This window comes from Pseudomonas sp. LBUM1655 (genome assembly GCF_059716085.1).
Genome location: NZ_CP166801.1, coordinates 6121986 through 6134042 on the forward strand (window position 1 = coordinate 6121986; position 12057 = coordinate 6134042).

Below are 12057 nucleotides of genomic sequence, written 5' to 3' on the forward strand. Positions count from 1 at the left end.
TGATAATTACTAAAACGTGATCTGTTCCCACCCCTACTATTGGTCATATCAACTACAGTTTTCTCGAGATTTAGCCGACTGTGGAATACGTCCACCCTTTCCGTTTTTTGTCATTTTAGCGATATATTCTTTATAAAGCGGACACGCGTCGGACTTCATACCTATATCCCAATACGCATCTGCCAAATTCAATATTGCAACGACTCTCTCCGGGAATTTTTTATGAATCTCCTTCAAAAGCAAAGCAGCTAAAACGCTATTTTTGTTACGATACAAATAATAGGCATAATCATTTAGCGGCCCGACATTATCATCGGACACTATCAAAGTCAGCTCATACACCAGCTCCTGGGGAATGCTCCTTCTTACTTTATTACCGCCATCATCGACCCCATAAAACAACTCTCCTTTTTCGCCCTGAGGAAGCTTACCAAGGATGTATTTAAAATCTTTCCTGACTTCTGCAAGCTGAGCCTCATCATTCAAAGAACGAAAATTAGGCCCATTTTCAGAGAACTGAGAAAACAGCGTGCAACACGCTATACGCTGAACATCAAACTGCTGCGGAAACAAAGCTTCAATTGGTACCTTCTCACCACCCAAGGTATACTTTTCATCCCTACTAGGTTCAACCCATGTAGATTTTTTATAGAGCACCCAATCTTTCTGCGCAGAGCTCCATCTAAAACTATACTGCGTAAGATCAGTATTACGAGTATAAAAATCCAGTAACAACGAGAATTCGCTTGGTAGATAACCTACAGACAGCCCACCATCTCCAAGTTCAAAATTTCCCGTAACTGACTTGTCGCTCCCGCCTATATCGATAGTGATTCGCGAAACTGTACCGTCATCCTCGAGCGGGCTAACACTATACGAATCGCAGACTCCGTCCCCATTTAGATCAGCCTCGCAGCTAGAGTTTGCACTTGCCACTGTTGCCATGAACACGAAAACAAAAAAAACTGCAATTCTCATTATAATGTCCCCCCAAGTGCAAGGATGCGCGCTTCGGCGTGTTGTTTAGCTACTGATGCTATTCGTCCTGACGCGTAGTACTTAGTGTTGGTATTTCCACTTACTGCCGAGTCCGAATTATACAACTCCAAAAACCGCTTATATCCTATTATCGCTTGCGTAGCGTCCGGCGTCTTTCCCTCTTTTCCGCCGGCGGGATCGCTCCACAGTCCCCAAGCAAACGAAAACTTAGCTTTGTTATATGCCTTACTATCGCACAAGTCATAGGTGCCAGACTTATTCAGTTTCGCACACCCTTTTATATCCAAGGCTTTTAGAGCATTATTCAAAAACAATAATCTTTCATCATAATTATTCAAACCACCATTCACCAAAATCGTACAGTATATAAAATCATCCGCATCCGAGTGAGATATAATCTTTTTATAGTCGACCCAGTACCAACCTGCTGAAAGCACGCTATGCGGCAACTGGCCAAGCTTATTACAATTTGGCGCACCTATGAAACTTTCACCAGCGAACTGGCCATAGGCCTCATAATTGACCCTATGGGTTATTTGCATAAGGCCGCGACCAATATAAGGGTGATATGTTGGCAAAGGCTTAGTTGAATCTAGTACTTCTACAGTATAGTGCAGATGCCCGCTCTCATGCAGCATTTGCGCAATAATATGCGCCTTACTTATACATTTATTGACTCCAGACCTCTGAAACATCCCACCTAAAAGATCTGTATATTTATCAATATTTGCTTGAGTTGCCGCAGGGTCAATCAACTTCATTTGTGCTTTCGTAATAGTATCCGAACAGCTACATCCACCTGCATGTGCAAATGACGAAATTAGCCCAATGGGGTGTATATGCTGCACATTCGCATTGCCGGTTATTCCATGCTGCCCTAGCAATTTGCTCCACCAACCGAGTTTCTCAATCCTCGTTTTTTCTTCTAACCATTCTTTGTGGGGCTCGGAATCGCTATGCCCAATGATTTCGTCTAACGCATCCCACTTATCCTTCTTGAAGTCCCACTCATTTTCATATCGGGTTACCATTTGCGATATTGGTTGAGAGAACCAAGGTTTACTCAATGCATCTGCGATTTCAGACGGGGCGAGTTTTTTGTCGCCGTTCCGGTCAAGTATTTTATACAACGTCTCGTTAACCGAGCCTGCAATGGCTGCCTCAACGTTTGGCAAATAGCTGTCCCGTTCCTGCTCATTGAGGTTTTCTTGAGCATGCAGAAACGCTGCAAAGTGATCGGCGTTACTGGTGGTCTCTTCAATAAAGTTAAAGCCGGTCCATTCAAATGGGGAATGTCGCGAGATGACTGTATCTTGCTCCGCAAACCAACCATCAATCCCGTTACCGTCCTTGTCTCCTAAAAGACCATCTAAACGCCACCAATAAGTGGTTGTTGTTGACTGCCCCATTGTGACTGCTTGTTTTATTTTTTTGTCCGCAGGTAAAGCCTCCAGCAATCCTACAGGAACATAAAAGTCGTACCCTACATCGCTCCCAGCATCCGATGCTTTAGGTGGGTTCGTAGCGTCCATTCCCTGCACATGAGTTATAAGCTTGGTGCCTACTGGAATTTTTACTATAGATTTCTCAGCGACGGGAAAACCGCCAGCCTTAGCTTTACTTTGCTCAGTGAAAGCTTTCACATCCTCACAGCTAAAAACCTCTAGGTGCAGAAGGTTCTTCGGAGCTGCATCTGAATGATTCTGATACTTGCCAACATGCCCTAGAACCTCACCAGCCTTGATCTTATATGTCGGAGAGAGGACAACAACATCTCCCATCGGGCTGTGCGGCTCACTCTTTGGCGTAAGTGATTGCAGCCAAATAAACCCAGGAAGCTTCCCATCTGCACCGGGCGCTAAGGCTGGCGTTGCCTGGCCACTGACGATTTCGGCGAGTTTACGAAAGTTGTTAGGTGTCGCTTCGTCACCAAGCCGTACTTGTGCGCCTGCTGGTAAGTGGCTAAGCGGGAGGCCGCTGGTATGGGCGCCGCGGATATTCGCTCCGTGCTGAGCGCCTCCAGGGATAGGATCTTGAGCTTCGTTACCCACGAAATACTTGCCACCCCCCAAGTCTTTCAATTGACCCTTATATACCCATCCGCCCGCAGGTAAGCCTGCGATTTCAGGACTAACGCTGATAACCGCAACCCACATTTGATTCGCTGGGGCAGGTTGTGTAACCACGGTCGTCCCCCGGGGCAAAACTGCCAAGACGGGAAAGTGTCCGGCGTTACCACTTCGCATCCGTATGCCCAAAGGCTTGTCTGGAGCATTGGCCTTAACTTCATAAAGCCCCTTTCCCCAGAAACCCGGCCGGTCTTTAAGCGTGGGGTTCGCTTTGTAACCTTCCCAGTCCAGCAGGTGCATATAGAGGCTGAAGAATGTGAGGCTTGGCCCGGGCGTAGCAGGAGCCGCTCCTGGCGCAGGAGGTGCCGGAAGTTCAAGGCGATGCTTTACCAGCACAAACCCAGTCGAATAAACCGAGGGTGTCGAACCAAAATCAGAAGTCGGGTACTTCTCGTCGATGCGGTACGCGACGACCTCTCCATCAGCGATGCATCTGACCTCCGTCAGATCGCTGACCAAACCCGAAGCTTCATCGAAATGCACACCACCATGCCAAAGCCCATTGGCCCCCAGCGGATAGTAACCATCCTTCGCTTTGGCTAACGCCTTGTAGAACTGCTGCGGATCGGTCGCTTCAGCTGTCCCCACTTTCAGGGGATACGACCATTTTTGAATTTTGTTCGTTGTCTCTGTCATTACCAATTACCTGAATTCTGATCCCTGGTGGCTTGGATTGCCGTCGATGTCTTACCCGGAAAAATTGAGCATGCGCTTCGGTTTGCGTTTGATCTTCTCCTCAGACGCATTCAACAACGCCTGATCCATCAAACTCCCCGCCTTATCCTTATCCGCCGCCCCCGGCAGCACCGGCGGTTTAATCCCGATCCCCGTGCCGGAACCAGCCGAGCCACCGGCATTGATCTTGATCACCGGCCCAACCACCGTCACACCACCGCCATCAAGCTTGATAAAGCTCCCACCACCCAAGATGGTCAGCTCTGTCCCCGCCTCAATAACAATCTTGTCCCCAGCCTTGAGGTGTATCTCTTTCCCCACGCTGGTCAGTTGCGCCGTCCCCAGCTTCACATGCTGGTTCTGCCCAACCGTCAGGTGATCATCGAGCTTCGCTTCAATCTTGCGATCGGAAATCGTGGTGCGGTGTTCTTCAGCCTTGAGCTCGGTGTAGGTGTTCTTCACCACCGTGTCGTGGCGTTCGTTGCCGACCCGAATCTTCTGGTCGTGCTCAACGTTTTCATCCCAATCGCGCTGGGCGTGGATGTAGATCTGCTCGGCGCCTTTTTTGTCTTCGATGCGCAGTTCGTTGTAACCGCCGCCCCCCGGGGAGCTGAGTGTTTTGAACACGCTGCGAGTCTTGTTCGCCGGCAGTGCATACGGCACCGGGTTTTCCTTGTGGTACAGGCAGCCGGTCACCAGCGGTTGGTCGGGGTCGCCTTCAAGGAAGGTGACGAGGACTTCCATGCCGATGCGCGGGATGCTGATGGCACCGTAGCGGTCGCCGGCCCAGGAGCTGGAGACGCGCAGCCAGCAGCTGGTTTTGTCGTCGGCCAGGCCTTCGCGGTCCCAGTGGAATTGGACTTTGATGCGGCCGTATTGGTCGCAGTGGATTTCTTCGCCTTTGGGGCCGGTGACGTGGGCGGTCTGGCTGCCGAGGACGCGGGGTTTCGGGTGTTCGAGCGCCGGGCGGTAGAACACGTCCCACGGGGTGGCGAGGAAGGTGTTGCGGTAGCCCTGGTGGAAGTCGTCCTTGTTATCGGTGGTGTCGCTGGTCACGCCTTCTTCGAGGACTTGCGGCTGTTTGCCTTCGTGGACGATTTCGGTGAGCAACCACAGGTCGTTCCACTCGCTGCGCGGGTGATCGGACATGGCCATGAAGTGGCCGCTGACCAGTTTGGTCTGGTCGCCGCGACCTTCGGCCTGGCGGTAGTCGGCGCGGTGGCGTTCGAGGGCGCGTTGGCTGAGGAACTTGCCGCGCGCGCGGTCGATGAAGCGGCCGGGGTAGTCGTAGTCTTCGAGATCCGGTTCGGCGTCTTTGCTATCGAGAGCGCCTTCAGGTTTGTACGCCGCTTCCATTTGCAGGCGCGGCTTTTCGAAGTCGTAGTCGCGGCGCGTGGTGCGGCTGGTGCGGGTTTCCAGGCGCAGCTTGAAGCCTTTGATCACCGGTTCGTCGGCGACCATCCCGCTGCCTTGCACATACGCGGTCGGCTGGCCGAGGTCGGGGAACACGGTCTGGTCGTCGCCGAACACCAGCAGGTGGCCTTTGTCGCTGTGCTGGAAGTGGTAGTGAATGCCTTCTTCTTCGCACAGGCGCTGGACGAAGTGCAGGTCGGTTTCATCGTACTGCACGCAGTAGTCGCGATCCGGGCACGGCTGGCTGAGCTGGAAGCTGTAGGCGTTGCCCTTGATGCCGTGTTCTTCGAGGATCAGCGCGATGATTTTCGGCGCCGACATCTGCTGGTAGATGCGCTGGTTGGTGCGGTGATGCAGGTATTGCAGTTGCGGCACCATCGACACTTTGTAGCGGGTCAGGCGCTTGCCGGCATCGCCTTGGGCGACGCGGTAGATCTGGCCGTGGATGCCGCTGCCCTGCGGATCGAACGCCAGGAAGGCCTGCTTGTGCAGGAGCTTTTCCAGGTCGAGATCGGGGTTTTCGCTGACCAGTTCGAGGTCGAAGCGATACGGCTGGCTGATGCCTTCGGTGCCGACAAACGACAGCACTTGCAGGTCGCCCACGTAGTCTTCGACCTTGAGGCTGAAGTGGGTTTCGTTAGCTGAGTTGAACATCGTGTGCTCCCTGTTCGAATGTCATCCGTTACGCCCGAAGTCGCAGACGTTGTAGCCAGGACGAAGTGGCGCCCATGGCGTCACGCAGTTGGTCGGCAGTGATGGTGCGTGCTGCCGGATCAAAGCTCAGCGCGGTTTGCAGCGCTGGCCAACAGTGTTTCGGTAGGTTTTGCGGTGCTTGCAGTTCGCGCTCCAGGTGCTCGTCGCGGGCCTGGGTCGAGGGCAAGCGGCGGAACGGGTGTTTGCCGCTCGCCAGTTCATAGATCACGCAGGCCACGCCGTACACGTCCGCGCTGGCCGACAACGGTTGGCCCTCAAGCAGTTCGGGGGCGGCGTAGCCCGGGGTCCAGGCGTTGAAGCGCTCACGGCTGAGGTGCGGCAGGCCGGGCAAGGTGCCCTCTTCTGCCTGGCCCAAACCGAAGTCGAAGAGGCGCAGGCCGTCTTCGCTGAGCATGACGTTGCTCGGTTTCATGTCACCGTGCAGCACGCCGCGACGGTGGGCATAGGCCAGCGTGTCGAGCAGCGGCAGGACGATGTCGCGCAGTTCTTTCCACGGCAGGCCGAGGGGCCGCTCGCAGAGCAATTTGTCCAGGGTCAGGCCACGCATGTATTCCATGGTGATGAAGGCCCGCTGGCAGTCGGTGTCGACTTCAAAGGTGTGCGCACGCACGACGTTGTCGTGGCGCAGGCGTCGGGTCAGGGCGAACTCGCTGTAGAGCAAGGCACTGGCATCCGGCGACTCGGCAAATTCTTCGCTGAGGATTTTCAGCGCAATGTAAGGGTCGGGATCGCCGAACTGTTCGTGCAGCAGATCCCTTGCCCGGTAGACAGCACCCATGCCGCCCGCCCCGAGCAGACGCTCGAGGTGGTAACGACCGGCGAGCACGTCCGGCAGCGCACCGATGCTGGCCTTGGTCGGGGCCAGCGCAGGCTCTGCGTTGTTGGACTTGGCGAAGGCGAAGTAGGTCAGGTTGTTGGCCTGTTCTTCGCTCATCAGCAAGTCATCGATTGGCGATTCGATATTGGTCATTGGCGGATCACCACGGCAGTCAGGTTGTCGCGAGCGGAGCCCCGCAGGGCGCCGTCGAACAAACGTTCCAGCGCCACATGCGGCGCACTCAGACTGAGGGCGTTGCCGAGGGCATCGCTGCTCAGGCCTTGGTACAAACCATCGCTGCAGAGCAAAAACGCATCGCCCGGATACACCTCAAGTTCCAGCACATCCAGGGTCAGTGTTTCGGCCGCACCAACAGCTCGGGTCAATGCCTGAGCCGCCGGATGCGCTGCCGCCTGTTCGACGCTCATTTGCTGTTCGTCGATCAATTGCTGTTGCAGCGAGTGGTCTTTGGACAGCTGATACAGACGCTGCCCGCGCCACATATAGCAACGGCTGTCGCCGGCCCAGATGCAGGCCGCGCGATTGCCTTCCACCAGCAGCGCCACGACGGTGCTGCCCATGATGCTGTCGTGACGGCCGGCAGTGACGGTCAACTCCTGCCCCAAACGCCGGTTCAGCCAGTGCAGGCACTGGCGGATGGCTTTGAGGCGTTCGTCGAAGTCTTCGTGTTGCGGCAACTCAGCCAGGCTGGCGACGATCAACTGGCTGGCGATGTCGCCCCCCTGATGACCGCCCATGCCGTCCGCGACCACCCACAGCCCCTGCTGTGGCGAGTCGAGGAAGGCATCTTCGTTGCGCGCCCGCACCTTGCCCGGGTCGGTACGCGCCGCGCTGCGCCAGGTACTGGCCACGAGCATCAGAGCTGCACCGGCATACGGAAGGTGCGCAGTACGCCCATGTCGAACGGGTTCGGCGTGCGTTGGCTGGTCAGCAGGTAGTTAGCGCGCAGGCCACCCACGTCGGCTTTCAGCACCAGCACGTCGCGACCGGTCAGGTACTCGGTCTGCATCAGGTCGAACAGACGGAACAGCGACCATGGGCCGGAGTTCTTCTCGATGCCGATCGGACGCCCGGCCATTTTGTCCATGACCAGACTGGTGCGGCCGTCTTCAGCATCGGTCGGCCACTTGAACGACATAGGCAGGATCGGGCCGTGACGGTATTCCATGGTCTTGTCGCCGAACTTGAATTCGGAACGGCTGACCGCCGGGTCGAGGGTGTACGGCTCAAGCTTGAACTGCACGGTCGGCTCGGCCGGGTTGATCGAGAAGAAGCTCTGACGAATTGTCAGCGCTGCAGCCATCTGATCGAGGTAGACCTTGGACACCGGCAGGCTGTGGCCGTCGACGCTGCGCATCCGGTAATTGCCCGGATCACCGCTGACGAACGGACGCATGTAGCTGTCGAAGAAGCGGTCGACGGTACCTTGAGCCCGGAAGAACTCGCGGAAGTCGCTGATCGCCACGTCGCTGGTGCTGCTGGCGCTGAACGGATAACGCTTGCTGATGGTTTTGCCATACACGCTGTACAGCTCGTTCTGATAACGGCCGTTCAGGTATTGGTAAGCATCGTTGAGCACCAGGCGCCACGAGTCTTCGGCCAGCACGTTGAACCACACGCTCAGCGGACGCGGCAGACGACCCGAGGCGGCACGCAGGTTGGTCAGCGCATCACGCTGGCCGCTCATGCGGGTTTTGGCCATTTCGAAGGCGGCTTGTTCCGGCGTACTGGAACGGGCCAGACCGGACAGTTGCAGTTGCAGGTCGTTGAGCGCGCTGAGGGCCGGAGTCAGGTCAGCGGCCGGGCCGTTGTTGTCATCGAGCAAACGATGCAGCGGTTCGAAGCGACGTTGCAGGGACTTCTTGGCGGTGTCCGGCAGATTTTTCGCGACGTTCAGGGCCGAAGCCTTGTCCGCCACGGCCGAGGCCAGTTTGCCGACTTTGCCAATCTTGCCCTTCTGGCCGGCCAGCGCATCAGCGGCATCACCAGCTTCATCCACCGGATCGGCGGCTGCTTCGAAGCGGGTGTTTTCGCGGACTTCAGTCAGCAATGCCAGTACCGGCGAGTTGGCCGAAGTCAGGCCCGCCAATTGCTCGGCGCCTTCACCGGCGTCGCTGATCGGCGGCAAAGCCACCTGGCCAACGGCCTCGCTCCAGTAGTTGGCGTAGTCGCGGAAGTACAGTTGCTCCAGCTCGACCATCAGGCGACGCAAGTCCATGTCGCTGATGCCCACGCCTTCGCCCAGCACCCAGTTGTCACGCAGGATGTCGGTGACCAGCGCCGAACCCTGTACCGAGAAGTACTGCTGATAACCCTGTTGGGTGTAGAAACCCGGGATCACGTATTCGGTGCCGATAAACAGCGAGCCTTGTGGGCCGAGGTGTTGGCTGAAGCGGTATTCCGGCAGGTTGCGTGCCTGCTCGCGGAGCATGCGATAGACCACGGTCGCCAGTGATTCGGCGCGCAGAACCTGACGTGCCTGCGTCACCAACTGATCGTTCAGCGGGTAGATAAACGGCTGCTTCAGCAGGCGTTCGAGGTGGGTGTTCAGACCGTTCTGCACCGCGGTGTTGCCGGTGTAGCGCTGCGACCAGTCAGTGGCGACCCAGTCCTTGAGCCATGCGGCGTCGCGACGATCTTTCATGTTCAACATCAGGTACGCACGCAGGCTGTTGAGCAGCTTTTCGCGGTCCTTCATGTTGGCGCGGATCTGCCCTTCGAGCATCGTCGCAACCCGAGGCAGCAGTTGCGTTTCAAGCTCGCGCTCGTAAGCCACTTTGACCACTGGATTGACGTCTTCGCCCTGATACAGACCACCACGTTCGTGGTACGAAACGTCGCCTTTTTTCGGGAACGCCTGCGTCGCCGCGTAGCTGGTGTCGAGGGTTTTCAGCGCGCCCATCGCGTCATCACGCGGGGACAGCGCCGTGCGTTGCTGAGTCCAGTTCTGCGCCAGTGTGCGCAGGTTTTCCAGACGCTCGTAGTTGGCCGAGAAACCGCCCGCCCAAAGCATGCCGAACAGCGCCAGTGCTGCCAGTGCGCCGACGTACAGCGCGCGCTGGCCCCAATGAATGCGGCTGCGTTCGCGCTTGTCCAGACCGGCCAGATCGGCCTCGGGGAAAATCACCTGGCTGAACAGATGATGGATGAACCGCGAACGACCGCTGCGCAGAGTCGGCAGCACACCGGCATTCATGCCGAGGCTGGCACCGATGCCGGCGGTGGTTGCGTCCATCTCTTGCGTCAGGTGCGGGGCGCTGGTCAGGTAGAAACCACGCAGTTGCGTGGCACGCTGATAACGGTTGCCGGTGAACGCCATGTCGACGAACAGGCACAGGCGCTCGCCGATCTGCCCCAGTTGATGCGGGAAGTCGAGGATGCGGCCACGGCGCTGGGTATCGCGCTCGGAGTGCATGCGCATGATCACCTGGCTATTGAGGCGACGCAGCAGTTCTTCGAACTCGTTGCGCAGCACAGCCACGTCGGTGCCCTGTTGATCCTTGCGGAAACTGGTACCCAGCACCTGATCGCTTTCTTCGCGGGTCAGTTGATCGAAGAACTCGTCGAAGCCCAGCAGCTTGTCAGCCTTGCTCAGCACCAGATAGACCGGCACATCGACGTGCAGCTTCTGATAAACGTCTTGCAGACGGCCGCGTACCTGGCGCGCCAGGGTGTCGATGTCCTGCTCGCTGCCACCGGTGAGGGTTTCCACCGGAATGGTTACCAGCACGCCGTTCAACGGACGGCCGCGACGACGCTTGCGCAGCAGCTCCAGCAAGGTGCGCCAGGCGCTGCCGTCGACTTCCGCGTCCGGCTGGGTGGTGTAACGCCCGGCGGTGTCGATCAGCACACCGTGGTCGGCGAAGTACCAGTCGCAATGCCGGGTGCCGAGGGTGTCGCGGGTCAGCTTGCGGTCGATCTTGTTGATCGGGAATTCCAGACCGGAAAAGTCCAGCAGGCTGGTCTTGCCCGACGCCTGTGGGCCGATCAGCAGATACCATGGCAATTCACTGCGCCAGCGTTCGCTGCGGCCGCGATACAGGCTCGAAGTCTTCAGGGTTTTCAGCGCGTCTTTGAAGCGCGCCTTCAACTCTTTCTGCTCGTCGTCGATCAGCTCTTCACGGCGGATACGATCCTGGCCGTCTTCGGTGGCTTCGACTTCTTTCTTGCGTACACCGGCGCGCCAGCTGACGAAGACCATGGTCAGGCCCCAGATCAGGAACAGCACGCTGATGGTCAGCAGGCGCGAGGTCGCGCTCTCCCAGAACTTGTAGTCATCTACCGCCAACAATGGACCTGCGAACCACACCAGCAGCGCTACGAACAGCACCAGCAGCAGGGTCCAGACCCAGGTCTGGCGCAGGAAGGCGCCGACTTTCTTGAAAAACTTTTTCATCACACGTCCCTGTTTACGGCTGCGACTGCGGTTGAACCGCGGCTGGATCAAGCGGCTGATAAGGTTGCAGAACGGTGTCGCGCTGCTCGCCCAAGACCCAGGCGAAGCCCGAATACATCACCACCAGACAGACGAAAGTGAACAACACCACCATCCACGCCGGCACGATGCGCACCAGGTTGCGACGCTGATCGTTCAGGCCTTCCCAGTGCGGCGACAACTCGCGCGGCACGTCGCCACGCAACTGACGGATCTGGCGATACAAGGCATCGCGGATGCCTTCGAGTTCGAGCATGCCGCGCGCCTGTACGCGGTACTTGCCCTCGAAACCGAGGGACAGGCACAGGTACATCAGCTCCAGCATCGGCAGGTGCTTGACCGGGTTCTTCGACAACCGATCGAGCAGCTGGAAGAACTTCTCGCCACCGAAAGTTTCGTTGTGGAAGCTGCTGAGCAGGCTCATCTGCGACCACTCGCTTTCGTTGCCCCACGGCGTGGTCACGACGGCTTCGTCGACCACGGTGCAGAGCACGTAACGCGCGGCCATCACCTGGCTGCTTTCGGCGCCATTGTGCAGGGCGCGCACTTCAAACAGCTTGAGCCCGGCGGTCAGGCGCTCGTTGAGCGCGTACAAATCTTCGCGGGTCTCGCTGTGTTTGAGGCGCACCACTTCCGAGAGCAGTTCGGACGACGCCGCCACCAGCGAATTGAGGCTGATGTTGAACGCTTCCGCCGGACGCAGGCGCGCAGCGTAGATCATGCGTTCTTCCAGTTGCTCGAAACGCGGCGGCGCGGCGAAGTCGGTCAGCGGACTGGCTGCCGGTCCGTGGCCCTGACGATCGAGCAGGACGGTTTTGTCGTCCTGGTTGTAATCCGTTTCCTTGATCATGTCG

General features: G+C 57.3%; 7 protein-coding genes. All 7 read right to left on the reverse strand.

The window, feature by feature from the left end; all coding sequences use genetic code 11:
* Positions 1–48: 48 nt before the first annotated feature.
* From ACA074_RS27680 to icmH, 7 genes are read right to left on the reverse strand one after another with little or no spacing between them, the layout of a single operon-like run.
* Positions 49–978 carry a tetratricopeptide repeat protein gene (locus ACA074_RS27680; RefSeq protein ID WP_497678151.1) on the reverse strand — a complete coding sequence of 310 codons (930 nt, stop codon included), beginning with the start codon at positions 976–978 and terminating at the stop codon, positions 49–51.
* Positions 978–3764 carry a glycoside hydrolase family 19 protein gene (locus ACA074_RS27685; protein WP_497678152.1) on the reverse strand — a complete coding sequence of 929 codons (2787 nt, stop codon included), beginning with the start codon at positions 3762–3764 and terminating at the stop codon, positions 978–980. Before ACA074_RS27685 ends, ACA074_RS27680 begins: the two co-directional genes overlap by 1 nt.
* 51 nt (positions 3765–3815) lie before the next feature.
* Positions 3816–5870, reverse strand: coding sequence for a type VI secretion system Vgr family protein (locus ACA074_RS27690; protein ID WP_497678153.1), 2055 nt, complete (start codon positions 5868–5870; stop codon positions 3816–3818).
* Between the two features lie 28 nt (positions 5871–5898).
* The gene (locus ACA074_RS27695; RefSeq protein WP_187677127.1) at positions 5899–6900 is read right to left on the reverse strand and encodes a serine/threonine-protein kinase; all 1002 of its coding nucleotides are present in this window, start codon (positions 6898–6900) and stop codon (positions 5899–5901) included.
* Complete coding sequence (locus tag ACA074_RS27700; protein ID WP_187677128.1) at positions 6897–7625, reverse strand: PP2C family protein-serine/threonine phosphatase; 729 nt, start codon at positions 7623–7625, stop codon at positions 6897–6899. The genes ACA074_RS27695 and ACA074_RS27700 overlap by 4 nt, the downstream gene beginning before the upstream one ends.
* Positions 7625–11164: a type VI secretion system membrane subunit TssM gene (gene tssM, locus ACA074_RS27705; protein WP_497658340.1), complete on the reverse strand. Its 3540-nt coding sequence runs from the start codon at positions 11162–11164 to the stop codon at positions 7625–7627. Before tssM ends, ACA074_RS27700 begins: the two co-directional genes overlap by 1 nt.
* Before the next feature lie 13 nt (positions 11165–11177).
* On the reverse strand, positions 11178–12053 hold the full coding sequence (gene icmH / locus ACA074_RS27710; protein WP_095187890.1) for a type IVB secretion system protein IcmH/DotU: 876 nt from the start codon (positions 12051–12053) through the stop codon (positions 11178–11180).
* Positions 12054–12057: the final 4 nt, after the last annotated feature.